The following is a 21896-nucleotide window of genomic DNA, read 5'->3' as shown; positions in this document are numbered from 1 at the left end:
CTGCGCCAATCGTCAGAATTTGCCCCAGGATTTAAACCTTTTTCAAATTATGTGTTCTAGTTATCACCAGAGCATTTGCGCGCAACGGAAGTCGCCACTAAAATGCCATCACTGATAGCGAGTTCGCATCGATGCGTATAGACGGATTTTCCTCACAGTCCTACCCCCTCAAACGTAAGCCGCGCAAGGCGAACGTCACGGTAGACGATTCGGTCGAAGATTCGCCGGACTTCATCGAAGTCCAGTCCGAAGCAGCGTCGTCGGCCCAAAGCGCCGGCAGTGCGCGTATCAGCGGCCTGCCTGCCCGTCAGCAGGATATGGTGTTCCCACGTTCCATGAGCAAAAGCGTTGCCACGGCCCTGGCCAGTTACCTGACTACCGCCGGCTTTGTCGAATGGGATATGGAAGTGCTGGGCCTCGACGTTCACATCTGATGCGTCGGCCTTACTACCTCGGTTGCCCGTCCTGGAGTGAAAACGCCTGGCGTGAGTATCTTTACCCAGCCGACGCCCGCGCCAGCGATTACCTCGCCCTTTATTCCCAAGTTTTCAACGCCGTTGAAGGCAACACCACTTTCTACGCTCGCCCCTCGGCCGCCACGGTGCAGCGCTGGGCCGAAATCATGCCTGAGGATTTTCGTTTCACCGCCAAATTCCCCAGGGATATCAGCCACGATGGCGATCTGCGCGAGCAACTGCCGGCGGCAGAAAGCTTTGTGGGCCTGATGAGCCCGTTGGGTGAGCGCGTCACGCCGCTATGGCTGCAATTGTCGACCTCGTTCTCACCGCAGCGCCTGGCGGAACTGGCCGGTTTTATCGACGGGCTTGAGCGTCCGATGGCGGTGGAAGTCCGTCATCCCGAGTTCTTCGCCAAAGGCGATGCCGAGCGCAGGCTTAATCGCCTGTTGCGTGACCGGGGTGTCGAGCGTATCTGCCTGGACCCGCGTGCGTTGTTCAGTTGCACCTCGACATCGCCGGCGGTGCTGCACGCGCAATCGAAAAAGCCCAAAGTGCCGCCGCGGCCGGCTGCGCTGACTCAGTTTCCGCAGGTGCGCTTCATTGGCCATCCGGAGCTGGAGGCCAACGACCCGTTTCTAGTGCCTTGGATTGAAAAAGTCGCCGGTTGGATCGAAGAGGGCCGCACTCCCTACGTGTTTCTGCATACCTCGGACAATCGCCTCGCCGCCCAATTGGCCATGCGCTTTCATACCCAACTGATGGCACGCTTGCCCGGCCTTGCGCCGTTGCCCATGTTGGATCGCGAGCCCGAAGCGGAGCAACTGGGGTTACTCTAAGGTTCCTTTTCCCGCCTGGAGCCTGCCATGGATGCTCAAACCCTTCGCGCCGAAACCTTCAAGCTCCTGCATGAACGCGACCGCGCGTTCGTGATGCCCAACCCGTGGGACGCCGGTTCCGCCGTGATGCTTGCCAGCCTGGGGTTCGAAGCCTTGGCCACCACCAGCGCGGGTTATGCCTTCAGCCTTGGTCGGCCGGATGCGGAGGGCGCGTTGTCTCTGGACGACACCTTGCTCAACGCGCACCAGATCGCCCAGGCCACGACACTGCCGGTGGCGGCCGACCTGGAAAACGGCTTCAGCGACAGCCCGGATGGCTGCGCCCAGACCATCCTGCGTGCGGCGGCCACGGGGATTGTCGGCGGTTCCATCGAAGACGCCACCGGACACTCTGGCGATCCCATTTATGCCTTCGACCTGTCTGTGGAGCGAGTACAAGCGGCGGTAGTCGCGGCCCGCAGTTTGCCGTTTGCGTTCACGCTCACCGCCCGCGCGGAAAACCTTCTGCATGGACGTCTGGATCTGCCCGACACCCTCCGCCGTCTGCAGGCCTACGCCGAGGCCGGTGCCGATGTGCTTTACGCGCCGGGCCTGCGAACTGCCGATGAGGTGTTGGCGGTGGTCAAGGCGGTCGCGCCCAAACCGGTGAATGTGTTGATGTCCGGTGCGCTGAAACTCAGCGTCGCGCAATTGAGCGCGATGGGCGTCAAGCGCATCAGCGTGGGTTCGGCGATGGCGCTGGCGGCCTATGGCGAGTTCTATCGCGCGGCCCAGGAGGTCTATGAGTTGGGCACCTTTACCTTTACTGATCGCTCGATGCCGTTCAGCACGGCCAATCAGTTTTTCAAGGTCTGACCCATGCGGTTTATCAAGGCGATGGGCGTGCTGCTGGTGCTGGGCGGCGCGGTGGTTGTTGGTGTATGGCGTGGCTGGGTGCCGTTGGCACCAGAGTGGAACCCATGGGCGCCGCTGGATGTGCGCGCCAGCCCGAACCTGTTGACGCGTTTTAAGCTGGGACGTCTGCAGGACGACCCGGCGCTGTGCGACCAGGTGCTGAAGACTTCAGGCTTGCGCGTGAGCCATCAAGCTGATTCACCCGCCGATGCCGCCTGTCCATTGCGCAACACCTTGCGCGTGCAGGGTGCAGAGGTGGGATTGAGCAGCAGCTTTCTCGCCAGTTGCCCGCTGGCCGTGGCGTTCGCGCTGTTCGAGCGCCACAGCCTGCAACCGGCGGCGCAGGCGGCGTTTGGCCAAGCCGTGACGCGGGTCGATCACCTGGGCAGTTTTGCCTGCCGCACGATGTATAACCGTGCCGGCGGGCGAATGAGCCAGCATGCATCGGCCAATGCGCTGGATATCGCCGGCTTTCGCTTGGCCGACGGACGCAGCATCAGCGTGCTCCGGGATTGGCCGGGGGAGGGCGCCAATGCGCGGTTCCTTCGCCAGGTGCGCGACAGTGCCTGTGATGATTTCAATGTGGTATTAAGCCCGGACTACAACGCCGCGCACCGTAATCACTTTCACCTGGATATGGGGCGCTGGTGGGTGTGTCGCTGAGGATCAGGCGGCCAGGCGCAGGTTATGGGTGATCAATGGGCGCGCCCAGTAGTAGTCGAAGTCCAGGGCTTTTTGCTGCTCCACCAACGCTTCTTCGGGGTAAGGCGTAGGCGGCGGTGGCAACAGGTCCAGTTCGAACTCAGCGATCGGCAAGTGCAGGGCGCGCGGTTCCGGCGCGGGGGCTGGCTCCGGTAACGGCTGCCCGGCGCTCAGTACGATAGGGCGTACCCAGCCGCTTTCGAAGTTCTGCTGGCGCTGCTGGGCGACGATTTCCTCTTCCGGGAATGGCGTGGCGGCCGGTGGCAGCAACTCGGTTTCGAATTCAGCGATGGGCAGGAACAACGGTTCTGGCGGGGCGATTTCGGTGTCTTTGACGTCGCACTCGCGCTGAGTGAGGATCTGCGACAGCAGGTCGGCGCCGGCGCTGGGTTCTACCGCCGGGTCCATCGGTGCCGGCGCCTGGGCCGCCAGCGCGTCCGGCGTGTCGCCGAGCTGCTCGGCCAATGCCCGGGCGAAGAAGTCCTGCCACACATGACTCACGCCGGCCAACGCTTGTGTATTGCGCAGGCCATAGTGGTTGTGGGTCGGCAGTACACCGATGGTTAGGGGGAGAATGTCTGACATTTTCTTCGGTCGACGCTCAGCTCTGGCAAAATACCTGACTGTTGGTTTTATCGGCCGGTATTGGCCGATCCTTAATATTTTTGAGCGTAGCGATTGATGAGCGAACAACCAGCGGCCAGCCGCATCCGGGTCGAGGCCTTGGCCGACGCTTTCCAGGCCCGCGCCGAGCAGTGGGCTGCCCAGCTTGGCTTGCCGCTAATGCTGGCGGATGCGGATTTTTCCTTGCAGGTCGGCGAACACGGCCTGCAATTGCAGCAACTGAGCCCTGACGCGCCGGGGCCGGTGCGTGTGGACTTTGTTGAGGGTGGCGCGGCGCACCGACGGTTATATGGCGGAGGCAGCGGGCAGATGATTGCCAAGGCCGTGGGCATCGCCCAGGGCGTACGCCCGCGAGTGCTGGATGCCACGGCCGGTTTGGGCAAGGATGCCTTCGTGCTGGCCAGCCTGGGTTGCGATATGAGCCTGATCGAGCGCCAACCGTTGATTGGCGCTTTGCTTGAAGACGGCCTGGCGCGTGGCGCGGATGATTTCGAGGTGGCGCCGATCGTGGCGCGCATGCAGTTGCTGAAGGGCAACTCCATCGAGGTGATGCGCAACTGGGAAGGCGAGCCGCCTCAGGTCATCTACCTCGATCCGATGTTTCCGCATCGTGAGAAAACGGCCCTGGTGAAGAAGGAAATGCGCCTGTTCCGTCCACTGGTGGGCGATGACCCAGATGCTCAGGCCCTGCTCGCCGCAGCATTGGCCCTGGCCAGCCACCGCGTGGTGGTCAAGCGCCCGCGCAAGGCGCCGTGCATCGATGGGCCCAAGCCAAGCCATGCGCTGGAGGGTAAATCCAGTCGCTATGACATTTACCCCAAAAAAGCACTCAAGCCCTGAAATCCTTCAAGGCTTATAGGCCCGCATAAACAATCCCACCACATCCTGCACATGGGCTTCGGCGGCGTCTTCACTCAATTGGCCGCCGCAGCCATACAGCAGGCAGAAGTTCGCCGTGCCTTTGAGCAGGCAGAAGAAATGCTCGGCCGCCTTGAACGGCTCGTCGATGCTCAGGGCGCCACTCCGGTTGATTGTGCTGAGCAGACGCTCCATGCCCTGCAGCATGCGCATCGGGCCGGCCTCGAAAAAGATCTGTGAGAGTTTCACGTCCTGGCTGCCGGTGGTCATCATCAACCGGTGCAGGTTCACCGATTCTTCGCTGTTGATCAGCCGATGGAAACCCCGGGCGATGGTCAGCAGTACCGTTTCCACCGGCACGCCTTCGGGCATCTCGAAATACATCACCGGCAATTGTTCCTCGCACTTGGCCACGACGGCTGCGGTGAACAAGGTTTCTTTGTCGGTGAAGTGGTTGTAGACCGTAAGTTTCGACACGCCGGCCTCCAAGGCCACCGCGTCCATGCTGGTGCTGGCGTAACCATTGCTCAAGAACAGGAATTTGGCTGCTTCGAGGATTGCCTGGCGTTTTGCCATGTCCTTGGGACGCCCGGGGCTATTGGTGTTGAGAGGATTGTCGGACATTTTTACCTTTAATACTGGACTGGCGAGTTTGGTATTAATAACATACTGGCCAGTATAATTATTCATAGCATCATTTGCGAAAGGTCCTTCAGCATGCGCAGCATTTTCCTGCCCCTTGCGTTGCCTGCGTGTCTGGCCCTCCTGGTGGCCGCCTGCGGCCATGAAGAGACGGCCCAGACCACCCTCCGCCCGGCCATGGTGGTGCAGCCGCAGCCGTCGGCGCAGTCGATGGACAGCTACCCCGGTGAAGTGCGCGCCCGCTATGAACCGGACCTGGCCTTTCGCATCGGCGGCAAAGTCAGTAAGCGCCTGGTGGACGAAGGCGAGCGGGTCAAGGCCAACCAGGCCCTGGCTGAACTCGATCCCCAGGATGTGCGTTTGCAACTGGAGGCCAGCCGCGCCCAGGTCGCCGCCGCCGAGGCCAATCTGAGCCTGGTGCGCGCCGAGCGTGACCGCTACAAGACGCTGCTGGAGCGTCAGATGGTCAGTCGTTCCCAATACGACAATGCCGAAAACCTCTACCGCTCAGGTGAAGCCCGCCTCAAGCAGATCAAAGCCGAATTCGATGTGGCCAGTAACCAGGCTGCCTACGCGGTCCTGCGCGCGCCGCAGGATGGCGTGGTGGCCAAACGTGCCGTGGAGGTCGGTCAAGTGGTGGCAGCAGGACAAACCGTATTCACCCTGGCCACCGATGGCGAGCGCGAAGTGCTGATCAGCCTGCCCGAACAGGGTTTCGGTCGCTTCAAGATCGGGCAGCCGGTGTCCGTGGAGTTGTGGAGCCAGCCGGACCAACGCTTCGCCGGGCGCATCCGTGAGTTGTCGCCCGCTGCCGACCCGAAGTCGCGCACCTTCGCGGCACGCGTGGCGTTTACCGGGGGCAAAGTCCCGGCTGAGTTGGGGCAGAGCGCTCGCGTGTTCATCCAAGTTGATCGTGATATTCCGCTGTCCGTTCCGCTGTCTGCCCTCAGCGCGGAGAACGGTGCGTCCTACGTCTGGCGTGTGGAGCCGGACTACACCCTCAAGCGCACGCCTGTGCGTATCGGCGCCTTCGGTGAAAAAACCGTGCCGGTGCTGGAAGGCTTGAGCGCCAGTGATTGGGTGGTGGCGGCGGGTGTGCATGTGCTCCACGAGGGGCAGCAGGTGCGCCCGGTGGACCGCTCCAACCGTGTGGTGAATCTGGCGGCCAAGGAGTAGTCCCGATGGGTTTCAATCTTTCCGAATGGGCGTTGCGTAATCGCCAGATCGTGCTGTTCCTGATGATCCTGCTGGCCGTGGTGGGCACGTTGTCCTACACCAAGCTGGGGCAAAGCGAAGACCCGCCCTTCACCTTCAAAGCCATGGTGATCAAAACCAATTGGCCGGGCGCCACGGCCCAGGAAGTCTCGCGGCAGGTAACCGAGCGCATCGAGAAGAAACTCATGGAGACCGGTGACTACGAGCGCATCGTCTCGTTTTCCCGGCCCGGCGAGTCACAGGTGACCTTCATCGCCCGCGACGCAATGCACTCGGCGCAGATTCCCGAACTGTGGTACCAGGTGCGCAAGAAAATCAGCGATATCCGCCAGACGCTGCCGCCGGATATCCAGGGGCCGTTTTTCAACGACGAATTCGGCACCACCTTCGGCAATATCTACGCCCTGACCGGCGACGGTTTCGACTATGCAGTGCTCAAGGACTACGCCGACCGCATCCAGATTCAACTGCAGCGGGTGGCCGATGTGGGCAAGGTCGACTTGCTCGGGCTGCAGGACGAAAAAATCTGGATTGAACTGTCCAACCTCAAGCTCGCCACCCTCGGCTTGCCGCTGGCCGCCGTGCAGCAGGCTTTGCAGGAACAGAACGCGGTATCCACCGCCGGTTTCTTCGAAACCCCGAGCGAGCGTGTGCAGTTGCGCGTCTCGGGCAACTTCAAGACGGTCGAGGAGATCCGCAATTTCCCCATTCGCGTGGGTGACCGCACCTTCAGGATCGGCGATGTGGCCGATATCCATCGCGGTTTCAACGATCCACCCGCACCGCGCATGCGCTACATGGGTGAAGACGCCATCGGGCTGGCCGTGGCGATGCGCGAGGGCGGCGATATTCTGGTATTGGGCAAGGCGCTTGAAGGCGAATTCGCACGCCTGCAAAAGAACCTTCCAGCGGGCATGCAACTGCGCAAGGTGTCGGACCAGCCCGCCGCAGTAAAAACCGGTGTCGGCGAATTCGTCCAAGTGCTGGCCGAGGCATTGGCCATTGTGCTGCTGGTGAGTTTTTTCTCCCTCGGCCTGCGCACCGGCATGGTGGTGGCGCTGGCGATCCCGCTGGTGTTGGCAATGACCTTTGCCACCATGTATTACCTCGGCATCGGTCTGCACAAGATCTCTCTCGGCGCTTTGGTATTGGCCCTCGGCCTGCTGGTCGATGACGCCATCATTGCCGTGGAAATGATGGCAATCAAAATGGAGCAAGGCTACGACCGGCTCAAGGCCGCCAGCTTCGCCTGGACCAGTACCGCCTTCCCGATGCTCACCGGCACGCTGATCACTGCGGCGGGCTTCCTGCCGATTGCAACCGCGCAGTCGAGTACCGGCGAATATACCCGTTCGATCTTTCAGGTGGTGACCATTGCGTTGCTCGCTTCCTGGGTCGCCGCCGTGGTGTTCGTGCCCTACCTGGGGGAAAAACTCCTGCCGGACCTGGCGAAAATTCATGCCGCCAAGCACGGTCACGATGGCCCGGATCCCTACGGTACGCCGTTTTATCAACGTGTAAGGCGGGTGGTGGAGTGGTGTGTGAAACGGCGCAAAACCGTGATCGTGCTGACACTTATGTTATTCGTCGGCTCGGTGGCGTTGTTTCGCTTCGTGCCGCAGCAGTTCTTCCCCGCGTCCGGTCGCCTGGAGCTGATGGTCGACCTGAAACTGGCCGAAGGCGCGTCCCTGAGCAACACCGCCGACCAGGTCAAACGCCTGGAAACGCTGCTCAAGGAGCATGCCGGTATCGACAACTATGTGGCCTATATCGGCACCGGTTCGCCGCGCTTTTACCTGCCCCTGGACCAGCAATTGCCGGCCACCAGTTTCGCCCAGTTCGTGGTACTGGCTAACAGCATCGAAGAACGCGAAACCCTGCGCACCTGGCTGATTGGCACGCTCAACGAACAGTTTCCCGACCTGCGCTCGCGTGTCACTCGCCTGGAGAACGGTCCTCCCGTGGGCTACCCGGTGCAGTTTCGCGTAACCGGCGAGCACATCGAGGAAGTCCGCGCCCTGGCACGCAAGGTCGCTGCGAAGGTTCGCGAAAACACCCACGTGGTCAACGTACACCTGGACTGGGAAGAACCGAGCAAAATCGTCTCCCTCAATATCGACCAGGACCGCGCTCGGGCCTTGGGCGTGAGCACCGCCAACCTGTCGAAATTCCTGCAGAGCTCGTTGACCGGTTCCAGCGTCAGCCAGTACCGCGAGGACAACGAGTTGATCGAAATCCTCCTGCGCGGCACTCGCCATGAACGCACCGAACTGTCGCGGTTACCCAGCCTGGCAGTGCCCACCGACAATGGCAAAAGCGTTGCGCTGTCGCAGATCGCCACCCTCGAATACGGTTTTGAGGAAGGCGTGATCTGGCACCGCAACCGCTTGCCCACCGTGACGGTCCGCGCGGATATCTACGGCAAGGAACAACCTGCGACGCTGGTGCAGCAGATCCTGCCGACCCTCGCCGACGTGCGCGCTGAACTGCCCGACGGTTACCTGCTGGAAGTCGGCGGCACCGTTGAAGATTCCGCGCGCGGCCAGAATTCGGTGAAGGCCGGGGTACCGCTGTTTATCGTGGTGGTGCTGACGTTGCTGATGTTGCAGCTGCGCAGTTTCTCACGCATGGCGATGGTTTTTCTGACGGCGCCGTTGGGTCTGATCGGCGTGACCTTGTTCCTGCTGGCGTTCCGTCAGCCTTTTGGCTTCGTCGCCATGCTCGGCACCATTGCCCTGTCCGGGATGATCATGCGCAACTCAGTGATCCTGGTGGACCAGATCGAGCAGGACATCAAGGCCGGCCTGGCCCCCTGGCAGGCAATCATCGAAGCCACCGTGCGCCGCTTCCGGCCGATTGTGCTGACGGCACTCGCGGCGGTGCTGGCGATGATCCCGCTGTCGCGCAGCGTATTCTTCGGGCCGATGGCGGTTGCAATCATGGGCGGGTTGATCGTGGCCACGGCATTGACCCTATTGTTCCTGCCGGCCCTGTATGCTGCGTGGTTCCGAGTGAGGAAGGACGTCGCGTAATCATGCTGGCCACCGTTTCAGCCCTGATGTTGTTGTTGCTTGCCCCTGGCCCGACTAACACGCTGTTGTTCCGCGCCGGTGTGTTGTTCGGCCTGCGGGCGTCGTGGAAGCTGGCCTTTATCGAATGCCTGGCGTACCTGCTGCAAGTGTCGGTGTGGGGAGTGGCGCTGCTCTACCTGGCGGCTTACTCCCCTTGGGCCGTCAAGCTGATCCAGTTGGCGGCGGGCACCTACCTGCTAGTGCTGTCCTGGCGCTTATGGCGCAGCGTAAAAGCTCTGGAAGACGTGAACCAGGACCGCTTCACCGGTGGGTATTTTTTCTGGATGACGGTGATGAACCCTAAAGGGCTGTTGATCGCCTCGTTGATCGCGCCACCCGATACGTTTATCCACTGGACCGGTTACCTCGCCTTCATGGGCACGCTGGCATTGGTCGTGATACCGGTCGGGGCGGCCTGGATCGTATTCGGCGCCGGCGTCGTCGGGCGCGGGCGGCACTGGCTGACGCCGCGTGTCATCAACCGGACCGCCGCGCTCGCCATTGGTTGTTTTGCGACGGTGCTGCTTGGCCGCCTGGCGACCTCGATTCTCACCTGACACATTATCGAATCGTCCCGCCTGGCTTTGTGCGCGGTGAAAAACAAAAAAGCCCTGAGGAGATCAGGGCTTTTTTGTGGTTCATCGGTACTGTTCTGTGCTTCGTTTAAAGGGTGCCGAACACTTTCTTCGCCAAACTGGTGGCAGCCGCCGCAGGGTTCTGGCGAATCGTCTCTTCCTGCTGCGCGATCATCTTGAACAAACCATCCAGTGCCTGTTCAGTCACGTAGTTTTCGACGTTGGCGCTCTTGGCGTCCAGGGCGCCGAAGGCTGCGGCCTTGCCGGCCAGGGCGTTGTATTGCTGCGCGACGCCGACCTTGTCGGTCGCGGCCTTGACGATGGGCAGGAACTTGGCGCGAATTTGTTCGCGGCTGCTTTTATCCAGGTATTGGGTGGCCGAATCCTGGCCGCCGCTGAGGATGCCTTTGGCGTCGGTGACGCTCATGTTTTTCACGGCATTCACCAGAATCGGCTGGGCCTGGGTCACGGCCGTTTCGGCGGCTTTGTTCATGCTGGTTTCCAGCTGGGTGACCTGGTCGCCCATGCCGAACATTTTCAGTTTGTCGGCGACTTTGCCCAACTTGCCCGGCAGGCCGATCTTCACTTCGGGGTTATTGCTGAAACCACCGGGCACGCCCAGCTGCTTGACGGCGACCTGAGCGCCTTGGGTCAGGGCATCCTTCAGGCCGCCGGCGGCGTCGCTCTGGGACAGGCTGCCCAGATCCAGGGCCAAGGCGTTGGCGCCGAGCAGCAGGCCGGCACACAGGGCAGTGAGGCGAAGGGAGTTGCGGAGCATGAGGGCTTCCTTATGTTCGAATTCAGGGGGCTGCTTCAGGGGGCCACGGCATTGACGCGCAGGCGCAGCGGCTGTGGATCCTGGCCGTCGAGTCGCACTGTGTGGCGTTCAGTCGTGGTAAACAGTAGCTTGCCCTCCAGCTCGATGCGAGCACTCACCGCATAACTGTGGCCAGGCTTGACCTGCGCCGGGTCGTAGCTCAAGTGAAATGCCAGCGGTACCTGACCTTTGACCGGGCCTTTCTGCTCGGCCAGGACCGCTGCGGGCGCGTCCGCCAGGGACACGTCCTGCAGGCTCACGCTCAAGGTCGCCGTTGGCGGCAGGGCGATACGTTGCAGGTAGAACACTTCGCCGTCGAGGCTGGCCTTGGGCGCGGGACTCATGGATTGGCAGGCTCCGAGCAGGGCGGTGAGGCCCAGAAGAATGATCTTTTTCATGGTGCAGCTCCTTTTCAACGGGGCCGGAGGCTCTCCGGCGCGTTATTCAATCTAGTGGCTTTCTTGCGCTTGCACCGGCGCATCCCCGGCACCGTCCACACGGTGCAAGGCCACCTGGCGGATCGACAGGCGAATCTCGGCCGGCAGTACGCGTTTGGCCGCGCCTTCGGCCAGCTCGCCGAGCAGGTCGTGATAGCTCAACTTGCCGGCGTCATCGCGGCGCAGCACATCTTGCTCCAGCAACGTCTGAATGAAATGTCGGAAAAGACTCTTGTCGAAGAACTCCGGCGCGTTGAGACCATGCAGGATCGACAGGCGCTGGGCCATGATCGTGCACAGGTCTTCCAATTCTTCGGCACTGATGCTGTTCTGGCCGCTGTTGAGCAGCAGCGAGATCGCCATGTAGAAGCGCTGCAGGGTCTGGGCGATGCTTTTGGACAGCAGCGTCAACAGCACAAAGTGTCGCGAACTCGGGGCCGGGCGCAGGTACACGTCGTTTTCGAAACGCAGCAGGCCTTGTTCGACGAACGCTTCCAGCCATTGATCGATGACGGCGTCCAGCTCGTCCAGGGACCAGCGGATAAACAGCTCCGATTGCAGGTACGGGTACAGCGCGTGGGTGTACCGCAGGATCTGTTCGCGGCTCATGCGCGAGCTGCTCTGGAAGAAGCTCGCCAGCAGCGCCGGCAGAGCGAAGATGTGCAGCACGTTGTTGCGGTAGTAGGTCATCAAGACCGCGTTCTGCTCGTCCAGGTACAGAATCTTGCCCAGAGCGTCACTTTGTTCCGACAGCAGCTTCATGTCTTTGACGTGCCGGATCAGCGCCATGCCATCGCCTTCCGGCACGGTGGTATGGGGCGAGTACGGCACGCGGCGCAACAGCGTCAAGTACAGATCCAGCTGACGGGCCATGGCCTGTTCATCCAGGGCCAGGCGCGTAGTGGACAGCAGCGCCAGGGCCACCAGGTTCACCGGGTTCACGGCGGCGGCTTCGTTCAAGTGGCGCGCCACCTGTTCGCCCAGGCGATGGGTGGTTTCGTTGAGCCATGCCGGCTTGTAGTTCGGCCCCAAATCCTGGGCGCGCCAGTCCGGTTGCTCGGCGTCGAGAAATTCCGCCAGCTTGATCGGCTCGCCGAAGTTGACCGCGACCTGGCCGAAGCGCTGCTTGAGCGCACCGACCACCTTGAAAATATCGAAGATCGACTCTTTCTTCTTGCTCGCCCCGCGCAATTCTCCGAGGTAAGTGCGGCCTTCGAGCACGCGCTCATAACCGATGTACACCGGCACGAACACAATCGGCATGCGCGATGAGCGCAGGAAGCTGCGCAATGTGATCGCCAGCATGCCGGTCTTCGGCTGCAGCATGCGCCCGGTGCGCGAGCGTCCGCCTTCGACGAAGTACTCCACCGGGAAGCCCTTGGTGAACAGCGTATGCAGGTATTCGTTGAACACGGCGGTGTAGAGCGGATTGCCCTTGAAGGTGCGGCGCATGAAAAACGCACCGCCACGGCGCAGCAGGCTGCCGATCACCGGCATGTTGAGGTTGATGCCGGCGGCAATGTGCGGCGGGGTCAGGCCGTTCTTGAACAGCAGGTAGGACAGCAGCAGGTAGTCGATATGACTGCGATGGCACGGGACGTAGATCACCTCGTAGCCCTGGGCGACCTGTTGCACACCCTCGATGTTATTGACCTTGATGCCGTCGTAGATCTTGTTCCAGAACCAGCTCAGCACCACTTCCAGAAAGCGGATCGCGGTGTAGGTGTAGTCCGAAGCGATTTCGTTGCCATACCGCAGGGCCTGGGCTTTGGCTTTTTCCGGCGAGATCTTTTCGCGTTCGGCTTCGTCGGCGATGGCCTGGCGCACCAGCGGCATATTGACCAGACCCTTCACCAGATTGCGCCGATGCGACAGGTCGGGGCCGATCACCGCAGTCTTCAGGTTACGAAAGTGCACACGCAGGATGCGCTGGGCCATGCGCACGGTGCGTTCGTGACCTTTATTGTGCTCGATCAATTCACGCAGGTTGATAGGCGCGGAGAATTGCACACGGGTCTTGCGTCCCAGAATCAGAATGCTCAACAGCCGACGCAGACGCCCGGTGACCGCCCAACTGTCGGCGAACAGCAGCTTCCACGGGCTGGACTCGCTCTCGGGGGACTGGCCCCAGAACACGCTGACCGGAATGATTTGTGCATTCTCTTCGGCATGGTCGCTGAGGGTGTTGACCAGGCGGGTCAGGGTCGGTGGCGCGCCGCGCTTGTCCTGGCGACCCAGCCAGTCCGGTTCCGGCGTGAGGTAGAAGAACGCCGCCGGCTCCATCAGCGGGCCTACCGACACCGGCAACACCGGGCGTGGCAGGCCGGCCTTGGTGCACTCGGCGTCGACTACGGCCAGTTCGGTGAGGGAGGGCGATTGCAGGACGTAGAACACCGGCCGGCTGCGGTCCAGGTTAAGGGTAAGGGACGACTGGTTGATCGTCTCCGAGCGAACCCAGAGGTACAACAGTCGGCGCAAGGTGCCAAACACCAGACGGCGGAACGGGGAGCGGGTCATAGGCGAGCTGCTTCAAGTGAGAAAAACCGAGCAGGCGCTCGGGCGGGTAGTGTGCCGTATTCGCCGAAAATCGGCAAAAAAGCAGCGATGTAAACTTGAGTTGAAGGCTTTGAACCTGCCATATACTCGGCAGTTCAACGCGAACCGGCTCAATAATAAAAACCGAAGTGGGAGTAAAACAGATGGCAACGCGTGAAACCGGCAATGTGAAGTGGTTCAACGATGCAAAGGGCTATGGCTTCATTCAGCGTGAGGACGGCCAGGATGTGTTTGTGCACTACCGCGCCATTCGCGGTGAAGGCCACCGCTCCCTGGCCGAGGGCCAGCAGGTGGAATACGCCGTGGTGAGCGGCGAGAAGGGTTTGCAGGCCGAGGATGTGGTCGGCCTGTAGGCTGAGTGGCAGGTTTTAAGCTACAAGCTACAAGCTACAAGCGCTTTGGCTTACAGCTTGCAGCTTGCCGCTTGAAGCTGCTTTTTCAACCCGTCCTCCAAGTAATCTGCTCTTCACCGTCTGCACTGATGCGAATCCAGGTGTCGGCGCTTTCTTCACCTTCTTCCTCGACCCACGAGCCCGGCGCGCAGCGCACTTCAACGTTCAGCGCGGCAAACGCGGCGCGGGCGCAGGCGATGTCGTCGTCCCATGGGGTCTGGTCGCTTTCCAGGTACAGGCTGTTCCATTTGCCGACGGCCTTTGGCAGCCAGGTGACAGGCACGTTGCCGGCCGTGCACTTGTAGGTCTGGCCTTTCTGGACCCAGTCGCTGCACGTCCCCAGGGCGGTGCCGAGCCAGGCAGCAATGGCCTTGTGGTCGACGTCGGCGTCCTTGAGGTAAATCTCGATATCGGGTTGGCGCATGGATGTTCCTCGTTGCGGGATTCGAAAATCCATTCGCGAAAATAAAGTCGGTTATTGAAGCACGAAATAATCGTAGCGCATCGACACCGTGACCTTAAGCGGCTCAACCGCTTCGATCACTTCGGCGCGGCGTTCGGCGCTGGCCCGCCAGCCGTGGGGCGTCATGGCCAGCAGGTTGGCGCGGTCCCGGGGATCGGCCAGGCTCAGTGTGAATTCGAGGATTTCGCTGTGTGCCAGGCTCATGCCCGATGGCACCAGGGCCAGGTGCTTGTCGTCGGTGTATTCGCGCACTTCGTCATACAGACGTTCGCGCAGCTCCATCAGGTGGCCGCGGGTAGGGCCGACCTTCATCAAGCCGCCGCCGGGGCTGAGCAGGCGCTTGGCTTCCTGCCAGTCCAACGGGCTGAACACGCTGGCCAGGAACTGGCAACTGGCGTCGGCCAACGGCACGCGAGCCATGCTGGCGATCAACCAGGTCAGCGCCGGGTTGCGCCTGCACGCGCGTTTGACCGCCTCCTTGGAAATATCCAGCGCGTAGCCGTCGGCATGGGGCAGCGCCTCGGCGATCTGCGCAGTGTAATAGCCCTCGCCACAGCCGATATCCACCCAGCGCTGCGGTGCACGTTCAGCGGCCAGTTCAGCCAGGCGCCTGGCCACCGGGGCGTAGTGCCCGGCATTGAGGAAGTCGCGACGGGCCTCGACCATGGCCAGATTGTCGCCGGGGTCGCGGCTGTTCTTGTGCTGCACCGGCAACAGGTTCAGGTAACCCTGGCGCGCACGGTCGAATCGATGCCCGGCCGGGCACGCCACGCCATTGTCCACTGCGTTGAGCGGAGCGCTGCAAATGGGGCAGGCGAGCATCAGGCGAGCAACTTGATCAGGGTCTGGTAATAGATTTCTGTCAGTACATCGAGGTCGCTGGCCAGAATGCGTTCATTGACCTGGTGGATGGTCGCGTTGACCGGCCCCAGTTCGACCACTTGGGTGCCGAGGGTCGCAATGAAGCGGCCATCGGACGTGCCGCCACTGGTGGACGCCTGGGTGTCGCGACCGGTGATCGCCTTGATGCTGGCCGACACCGCGTCCAGCAACGCTCCCGGTTCGGTCAGGAACGGCAGCCCCGACAGCGCCCATTCCACGTGCCAGTCCAGGCCGTGCTTGTCGAGAATCTGCGCAACTCGTTGCTGCAGACCTTCCACGGTGGACTCGGTGGAAAAGCGGAAATTGAACACTGCCGTCAGCTCGCCGGGAATCACGTTGGTGGCGCCGGTGCCGGAGTTGAGGTTGGAAATCTGGAAACTGGTAGGCGGGAAGAACGCGTTGCCGTCGTCCCAATGCTCGGCGGCCAGCTCGGCCAGTGCCGGCGCAGCCAGGTGGATGGGGTTCTTCGCCAGGTGCGGGTAGGCCACGTGGCCTTGCACGCCGCGCACGGTCAACGTGGCGCCGAGTGAGCCACGGCGCCCGTTCTTGACTACATCGCCGACCAGGGTGGTGCTCGACGGTTCGCCGACGATGCACCAGTCCAGGCGCTCCTTGCGCGCGGCCAGGCGCTCGATCACGGCCTTGGTGCCATGGTGCGCCGGGCCTTCTTCATCGCTGGTGATCAGGAAGGCCACCGAGCCCTTGTGGTCCGGGTAGTCGGCGACGAAGCGCTCGGACGCTACCAGCATGGCCGCCAGGCTGCCTTTCATGTCGGCTGCGCCACGCCCGCAGAGCATGCCGTTCTCGTCGATCAAGGCGTCGAATGGGTCGTTCTGCCAGGCCTGCACGGGGCCGGTCGGGACCACATCGGTGTGACCGGCGAAGCACAACACCGGGCCGTCGTGCTTGCCATGGGTGGCCCAGAAGTTGTCCACGTCCTCGATGCGCATCGGCTCCAGCGCAAAACCGGCATCGCCCAGGCGCTGCATCATCAGCTTCTGGCAATCGGCGTCGATCGGCGTGACCGAGGGACGACGGATCAGGTCGATGGCAAGTTGAAGGGTCGGCGAAAGGTCGGCATGGGCCGTCATGGGGAAAACTCCGGAAAGCGTGTTTGGAAGAGCAGGGCGGGCGGACAAAACGGCCGTTATCTTATAGCAAAACGGCGGCCAGAGGCCGCCGTTTAGTGCATTGCGCAAGTTTTTACGCGGCCGGCGCGGGCTCCACCGCCGGCGCCGGTTTGGGCAGCGACGACAGGAACGCCATGATCAGCGCCGCCACGTACGGCAGCGACTGCACCAGCAGCATCACCACCCAGAAGCGCATGTCATTGCTCGGCAGGCCCTGCACCAGGTAGATCCCCAGCGCCGCGCCCCACAACAGCAGCATGATGAACATTTCTTCGCGGGCTTCGGAAATCGCCACCCAGAAACCGTGGTTATCCGCGTTTTTCGGTGTACGAAAGAACGGAATACTGGTGGTGAAGAAGCCATACAGCACCGCCTTGGCGATGGTGTGGGACAACGCCAACCCGGCCAGGGCTGCGCAGAACGCATCCTTGAGGTTCACGCCCACCGCACGGCGGTACAGGAAGATGATCTTGCCCACCTTGAACACGAACAACGCCAATGGCGGAATCGCGAAAATCAGTAATGGCGGGTCGACCCGCGTCGGCACGATGATCATCGCCGCCGACCACAACAGCGCGCCGACGGTGAAGAAGATGTTCATGCCGTCCGCCACCCACGGCAGCCAGCCCGCCAGGAAGTGGTAACGCTGGCCACGGGTCAGCTCGGTGTCCTTGCCGCGCAGCAGGCTGGCGGTGTGGCGCTTGATGATCTGGATCGCACCGTAGGCCCAGCGGAAACGCTGTTTCTTGAAGTCGATGAAGGTATCGGGCATCAAACCTTTGCCGTAGCTGTCGTGGTAATACGCCGCCGACAGACCTTTCTCGAATACCCGCAGGCCCAGTTCGGCGTCTTCACAGATGCACCAGTCGGCCCAGCCCAGCTCTTCGAGCACCGAGCGGCGGGTCATGGTCATGGTGCCGTGCTGGATGATCGCATCGCGGTCGTTGCGGGTGACCATGCCGATATGGAAGAAGCCTTTGTATTCCGCGTAGCAGAGCTTCTTGAAGGTGCTCTCGTTCTGGTCGCGATAATCCTGCGGCGATTGCACCACGGCGATTTTCGGGTCGGCGAAGTGCGGCACCATGTGCTTGAGCCAGTTGGGCGATACGCAGTAGTCGGAGTCAATCACCGCGATCACTTCGGCGTCCTTGGCGGTGTGCGGGATCAGGTAGTTCAGCGCGCCGCCCTTGAAGCCGGCCAGTGGCGCGACGTGGAAGAACTTGAAACGCGGACCGAGGGTCTCGCAGTAATCGCGCACCGGCTCCCAGACGGCCGGGTCCTTGGTGTTGTTGTCGATGATCAGGACTTCGTAGTCCGGGTAATCGAGGGCGGCCAGGGCGTCCAGGGTCTGTTTGACCATCTCCGGCGGCTCGTTGTAGCACGGCACGTGGATCGATACTTTCGGGCGGTAGTCCGAATCGCCGAGCACCGGCAGGAATTCACGCCGACGCTTGTGGGTCCACACCGCTTCGGCCAGTTCGTGGGCTTCGGTCAGCAACACGATGAACACGCCCAGTGCACCGAGCGCCAGCAAAAAGCCGACGGTCAGGCTGAACCAGGTGCTGTATTGCTGGCTGTAGTCGTAGCCGATCCATACCAGCACCGAACCGCACAGGAACGCGATAAAGGTCAGGAACGTCCGGCCGCGCTGGCGCAGGGCCGAGCCGTCGATCATCAGCAGGGTCAGGGACAGCAGTGCCAGCACCACCGAGCCGATGGCCAGCACGCGCCATTGCGGAATCGCCACGACCGGCCCTTCGAAGTTGAATTTCTGTTGGCGCGCGGCGTTGAACACGCCCCAATAAGCGCCGACCGAGCCTTCATCACTGGCCTTCCACGGCTGGTCGAATGCCTCGATCACAAAGTAGTTGTAGCCCTGGCGATTGAGCTTGTTCACCAGCGTACGCAGGTAAATCGCCTGGTCAGCGGGCGATGCGTCAGCCCCGCCGCGCATGCGGCCGTTGCTCGGCCAGCCGACTTCCGACAGCAGCAGCGGTTTTTTCGGGAAGGTTTTCTTCAGGTCCCTGGCGCGGTCGAGTACGAATTGGCCGGCTTTATCCACCGGAATATGTTCCCAGTACGGCAGGATGTGCGCGGCGATCAGGTCAACGTGCTTGGCCAGTTGTGGGTTGTGTTCCCAGATGTGCCATTGCTCGGAAGTGGTCACCGGAACTTTGACGGCACCGCGCACGCGGTCCAGCAGCACGATCAGGGCCTCAGGGGTGATTTCCTCGCGGAACAACGCTTCGTTGCCCACCACCACGCGCACAACGCTGCGCGAGCTGTTGGCGATCTCGATGGCGCGCTGGATTTCGCGTTCGTTGCGCTCCAGGTCTGGGCTGATCCAGATCCCCAGGGTTACTCGCAGGCCGAACTCTTCGGCCAGTTTGGGAATATCCCCCAAGGTGCCGTCGACCGAGTAAGTACGGATGTTGTCCGTCAGCTTGCTCATGATCGCAAGGTCCTGACGCATCTGTTCATCGGTGGGGTATTGGTCTTTTTGCGGGTACTGGCCTTGCTGGAACGGCGAGTAGGAAAACCCGGAGATTTGTTCAGGCCAGTTGGGTGCGGAGACCGGGCGGTTGATCAGCGCCCAGAAGCCGGTGAACAGCGCGGCAATTGCCAGCACCACCACCAGGTTGAGTCCAAATTTACGCGATGCCATGGTTATGCGGGTTCCAAAGGGTGTGGAACGAAATGAGGTGCCGGCCTGCGCCGAACGGCGCGCATCCTACACCGGCCTTTCCCTGACCGTACAGCAAGCCGAGAAAAACCGGACATTGGGCAGCGAAAGTACATCTAAGTTCTTAACTTGTAGCTTGTAGCTTAAAACTTGTCGCTGCGTAGCCCTATAATGCGCGCCGGTTTTTGAGGTGGTGGTCATGAGTACAGAAGATCCGCGGTTTGCAGGCGTTGCCCGTTTGTATGGCATTGAGGGCCTGGAACGCTTGAAAGCGGCCCATGTGGCGATCGTCGGCATCGGCGGCGTGGGCTCGTGGGCGGCTGAGGCCATGGCCCGCTGCGGTGTCGGCGAGATTTCGCTGTTTGACCTGGACGACGTCTGCGTCAGCAACAGCAACCGCCAGTTGCACGCCCTCGACAGCACCGTGGGCAGGCCCAAGGTCGAGGTCATGGCCGAACGCCTGCGCGGCATCAACCCGGAGTGCACGGTGCATGCGGTGGCGGATTTCGTGACCCGCGACACCATGGCCGAGTACATCACGCCGAACATCGATTGCGTGATCGACTGCATCGACGCCGTCAACGCCAAGGCCGCGCTGATTGCCTGGTGCAAGCGCCGCAAGATCCAGATCATCACCACCGGCGGCGCGGGTGGGCAGATCGACCCGACACTGATTCAGGTCTGCGACCTGAACCGTACTTTCAACGACCCGTTGGCCTCGAAAGTGCGCTCCACGTTACGCCGCGACTATGGTTTCTCCCGCACCGTGACCCGTCACTACAGCGTGCCGTGCGTGTTTTCCACCGAACAACTGCGCTATCCCAAGCCGGATGGCAGCATCTGTTTGCAGAAAAGCTTCGTGGGCGATGGGGTGAAGCTGGACTGCGCCGGTGGGTTTGGCGCGGTGATGATGGTCACCGCGACCTTCGGCATGGTGGCGGCGACCAAGGCGGTGGACAAAATTGTGGCCGGGGTGCGCCGGCCGTCGGAGCGCGTCAAGCCCACCTGAGTCTCGCCGCGCCTCCCACATTCAGTTCTGTGTTTGGCTTAGTGTTCGCATGCGCTGCAGGACTGCATTCAAGCCATTGCTGCGCGACGGCGACAGTTGGCGGGAAAGCCCGAGTTGATTGAACCAGTCGGGCAAGTCGACCACCTGCAACTGCGCGCTCGATAATCCGTTGACCCGCGCCAGCAGCAATGCCACCAACCCACGAATCATCCGCGCATCGCTGCTGGCGGCGAACTGCCAGTGGTCGCTCTCCAACCGGCCAACCAACCACACCAGGCTCTCGCAGCCCTGCACCAGGTTCGCATCGACCTTGTCTTCATCCGCCAAGGCGGGCAGGCGTTCGCCCCACTGCATCAGCATTCGGGCGCGTTGTTCCCAGCTGCCGACGGCTTGAAACGCTTCAAGCGCACTCGCGGCCTGCGTGGGCAAGTTCATCGCAACATCTCCAGCGCCTGATCCAGCGCGCCGAAGAAGCGTTCCAGGTCATCGGAATCGTTGTACAGCGCCAGGGATACACGGACCGCCCCCGACAAGTGCATCGCCTTGAGCAGCGGCATTGCACAGTGATGGCCGGCGCGTACGGCAATCCCTTGCTCGGTGAGCAGGTGCGCGAGGTCGGCGTTATGGATGCCGTCGACCACAAAGCTGACCAACGCGGCCTGCGGCGAGCCCAGCACGCGCACGCCGTTGCGGGCTTTCAGGCCGCGCAGCAGGTAATCATGCAGCGCGGCTTCATGGGCGAGAACCGCCTGAGGGTCCAGCGAGCTGAGGTAATCCAGGGTCGCGCCCAGGCCGATCACGCCGGCGATCGGCGGCGTGCCGGCTTCGAAACCCAGCGGCGCGGGACGGAAGCTGGCGCTGTGATAGTCCGCCTGCTGGACCATCTCGCCGCCAAATTGCCAGTGGCGCAGGCCATGCAGGGCCTCATTGCGGCCAAACAACACGCCGACGCCATCCGGGCCGTACAGTTTGTGGCTGGAAAAGGCATAGAAGTCGCAGCCCAGGGCCTGCACGTCATGGCGACCATGGACGATACCCTGGGCGCCATCCACCACGGTCAGGGCGCCGTGGGCTCGGGCCATGGCCAGCAAGGTTTCCAGCGGTTGCCAGGCTCCCAATACATTGGACAACTGGCTCACCGCCAGCAGGCGCGTGCGGGGGCCGATCAATCCTGCGGCGGCTTCAACATCGATCACGCCGTCATCATTGAGTGGCAATACCACCAGCTCCAACTCGCGACGTTCAGCCAGTTGCTGCCACGGCAGTAGATTGGCGTGGTGTTCCAGGGCGCTGATAACGATTTCATCGCCCGCTGTGAATAAGTGCTCAAGGCCATAGGCCAGGAGGTTCAGCGCAGACGTTGCGCCATGGGTAAATACGATTTGCCCGCTGTCACCTGCATTCAACCACTGTGCAACCTTGCTGCGGCTGTCTTCGAAGGCCTGGGTCGCATGAGCGCCGGGCAAGTGTTGGGCGCGGTGTACATTGGCTGCGCCGTTGGCGTAGTAATGGCTGATCGCGTCCAGCAGCGCCTGGGGTTTCTGCGTGGTGGCGGCGTTGTCCAGATAGGTCTGGTCCTGCCGTTGCAGGGTGGCGATCGCCGGAAAGTCCGCGCGCCAGGGGGAGGGCACAAGCATGATGATCAAGACTCG

Annotated in this window: 21 protein-coding genes; 10 read left to right on the top strand and 11 right to left on the bottom strand. The window is 61.9% G+C overall.

The genetic code is table 11. The annotated features are described in order from the left end of the window. The first annotated feature begins 131 nt into the window (after positions 1–131). The 4 genes from QRN10_RS01740 to QRN10_RS01725 are packed head-to-tail and all read left to right on the top strand — an operon-like array spanning position 132 to position 2851. Positions 132–434 carry a hypothetical protein gene (locus QRN10_RS01740; RefSeq protein WP_181079185.1) on the top strand — a complete coding sequence of 101 codons (303 nt, stop codon included), beginning with the start codon at positions 132–134 and terminating at the stop codon, positions 432–434. Continuing rightward, on the top strand, positions 434–1294 hold the full coding sequence (locus tag QRN10_RS01735; RefSeq protein WP_181079188.1) for a DUF72 domain-containing protein: 861 nt from the start codon (positions 434–436) through the stop codon (positions 1292–1294). Before QRN10_RS01740 ends, QRN10_RS01735 begins: the two co-directional genes overlap by 1 nt. A gap of 27 nt (positions 1295–1321) precedes the next feature. Beyond that, positions 1322–2149 carry an isocitrate lyase/PEP mutase family protein gene (locus QRN10_RS01730; protein WP_253510896.1) on the top strand — a complete coding sequence of 276 codons (828 nt, stop codon included), beginning with the start codon at positions 1322–1324 and terminating at the stop codon, positions 2147–2149. A gap of 3 nt (positions 2150–2152) precedes the next feature. Beyond that, positions 2153–2851: an extensin-like domain-containing protein gene (locus tag QRN10_RS01725; protein ID WP_181079193.1), complete on the top strand. Its 699-nt coding sequence runs from the start codon at positions 2153–2155 to the stop codon at positions 2849–2851. A 3-nt stretch (positions 2852–2854) separates the two neighbouring features. On the opposite strand, the gene QRN10_RS01720 is transcribed toward QRN10_RS01725, so the two are convergent. Further along, positions 2855–3475 carry an energy transducer TonB gene (locus QRN10_RS01720; RefSeq protein WP_181079196.1) on the bottom strand — a complete coding sequence of 207 codons (621 nt, stop codon included), beginning with the start codon at positions 3473–3475 and terminating at the stop codon, positions 2855–2857. A gap of 96 nt (positions 3476–3571) precedes the next feature. On the opposite strand from QRN10_RS01720, the gene QRN10_RS01715 reads away from it, so the two are divergent. After that, the gene (locus QRN10_RS01715) at positions 3572–4354 is read left to right on the top strand and encodes a class I SAM-dependent methyltransferase (protein WP_253510902.1); all 783 of its coding nucleotides are present in this window, start codon (positions 3572–3574) and stop codon (positions 4352–4354) included. A 6-nt stretch (positions 4355–4360) separates the two neighbouring features. Here the strand turns inward: QRN10_RS01715 and QRN10_RS01710 are convergent, their stop codons facing one another. Continuing rightward, a complete protein-coding gene (locus QRN10_RS01710; RefSeq protein WP_181079202.1) occupies positions 4361–4996 on the bottom strand; it encodes a TetR/AcrR family transcriptional regulator in 636 nt (211 codons plus the stop codon). 93 nt (positions 4997–5089) lie between these two features. Here QRN10_RS01710 and QRN10_RS01705 point away from each other — a divergent pair, with 93 nt between their 5' ends. The 3 genes from QRN10_RS01705 to QRN10_RS01695 are packed head-to-tail and all read left to right on the top strand — an operon-like array spanning position 5090 to position 9857. After that, positions 5090–6190, top strand: a complete 1101-nt coding sequence (locus QRN10_RS01705) for an efflux RND transporter periplasmic adaptor subunit (RefSeq protein ID WP_285427747.1) — start codon at positions 5090–5092, stop codon at positions 6188–6190. Positions 6191–6195: 5 nt separating this feature from the next. Beyond that, entirely contained in the window at positions 6196–9261 is a 3066-nt protein-coding gene (locus QRN10_RS01700) for an efflux RND transporter permease subunit (protein ID WP_253510909.1), read from the top strand. Positions 9262–9263: 2 nt separating this feature from the next. Then, positions 9264–9857 (top strand): LysE family translocator, encoded by a 594-nt coding sequence (locus QRN10_RS01695; protein WP_181079212.1) that lies wholly within the window; start codon positions 9264–9266, stop codon positions 9855–9857. A 106-nt stretch (positions 9858–9963) separates the two neighbouring features. On the opposite strand, the gene QRN10_RS01690 is transcribed toward QRN10_RS01695, so the two are convergent. From QRN10_RS01690 to plsB, 3 genes are read right to left on the bottom strand one after another with little or no spacing between them, the layout of a single operon-like run. Beyond that, positions 9964–10653, bottom strand: coding sequence for a DUF4197 domain-containing protein (locus tag QRN10_RS01690; RefSeq protein ID WP_181079215.1), 690 nt, complete (start codon positions 10651–10653; stop codon positions 9964–9966). A 35-nt stretch (positions 10654–10688) separates the two neighbouring features. Further along, positions 10689–11090 (bottom strand): YbaY family lipoprotein, encoded by a 402-nt coding sequence (locus QRN10_RS01685; RefSeq protein WP_181079218.1) that lies wholly within the window; start codon positions 11088–11090, stop codon positions 10689–10691. Positions 11091–11141: 51 nt separating this feature from the next. Then, positions 11142–13646, bottom strand: a complete 2505-nt coding sequence (gene plsB, locus QRN10_RS01680) for a glycerol-3-phosphate 1-O-acyltransferase PlsB (protein ID WP_181079220.1) — start codon at positions 13644–13646, stop codon at positions 11142–11144. Between the two features lie 182 nt (positions 13647–13828). Here plsB and QRN10_RS01675 point away from each other — a divergent pair, with 182 nt between their 5' ends. Further along, positions 13829–14038: a cold-shock protein gene (locus QRN10_RS01675; RefSeq protein WP_034096225.1), complete on the top strand. Its 210-nt coding sequence runs from the start codon at positions 13829–13831 to the stop codon at positions 14036–14038. A gap of 85 nt (positions 14039–14123) precedes the next feature. On the opposite strand, the gene QRN10_RS01670 is transcribed toward QRN10_RS01675, so the two are convergent. The 4 genes from QRN10_RS01670 to QRN10_RS01655 form a co-directional block, all read right to left on the bottom strand. After that, positions 14124–14501 (bottom strand): hypothetical protein, encoded by a 378-nt coding sequence (locus QRN10_RS01670; protein ID WP_181079223.1) that lies wholly within the window; start codon positions 14499–14501, stop codon positions 14124–14126. A gap of 51 nt (positions 14502–14552) precedes the next feature. After that, positions 14553–15362, bottom strand: a complete 810-nt coding sequence (locus QRN10_RS01665) for a putative RNA methyltransferase (RefSeq protein WP_181079225.1) — start codon at positions 15360–15362, stop codon at positions 14553–14555. Further along, positions 15362–16513 carry a succinyl-diaminopimelate desuccinylase gene (gene dapE / locus QRN10_RS01660; RefSeq protein WP_285427745.1) on the bottom strand — a complete coding sequence of 384 codons (1152 nt, stop codon included), beginning with the start codon at positions 16511–16513 and terminating at the stop codon, positions 15362–15364. The genes QRN10_RS01665 and dapE overlap by 1 nt, the downstream gene beginning before the upstream one ends. Positions 16514–16625: 112 nt before the next feature. Then, on the bottom strand, positions 16626–19217 hold the full coding sequence (locus QRN10_RS01655) for a glycosyltransferase (RefSeq protein ID WP_181079231.1): 2592 nt from the start codon (positions 19215–19217) through the stop codon (positions 16626–16628). 217 nt (positions 19218–19434) lie between these two features. Between QRN10_RS01655 and tcdA the strand changes: the two genes are divergently transcribed. Then, entirely contained in the window at positions 19435–20244 is an 810-nt protein-coding gene (gene tcdA / locus QRN10_RS01650) for a tRNA cyclic N6-threonylcarbamoyladenosine(37) synthase TcdA (RefSeq protein WP_502941358.1), read from the top strand. Positions 20245–20265: 21 nt separating this feature from the next. Here the strand turns inward: tcdA and QRN10_RS01645 are convergent, their stop codons facing one another. Further along, positions 20266–20679, bottom strand: coding sequence for a SufE family protein (locus QRN10_RS01645; protein WP_181079236.1), 414 nt, complete (start codon positions 20677–20679; stop codon positions 20266–20268). Continuing rightward, positions 20676–21881, bottom strand: a complete 1206-nt coding sequence (locus QRN10_RS01640; protein WP_181079238.1) for an aminotransferase class V-fold PLP-dependent enzyme — start codon at positions 21879–21881, stop codon at positions 20676–20678. Before QRN10_RS01640 ends, QRN10_RS01645 begins: the two co-directional genes overlap by 4 nt. Positions 21882–21896 lie beyond the last annotated feature (15 nt).

This window comes from Pseudomonas sp. lyk4-R2A-8 (assembly GCF_030209095.1).
In the GTDB taxonomy this organism is placed as follows: domain Bacteria; phylum Pseudomonadota; class Gammaproteobacteria; order Pseudomonadales; family Pseudomonadaceae; genus Aquipseudomonas; species Aquipseudomonas quebecensis.
Note: the sequence above shows the minus strand (reverse complement) of the source record. Positions and strands in the feature narration are given on the sequence as shown.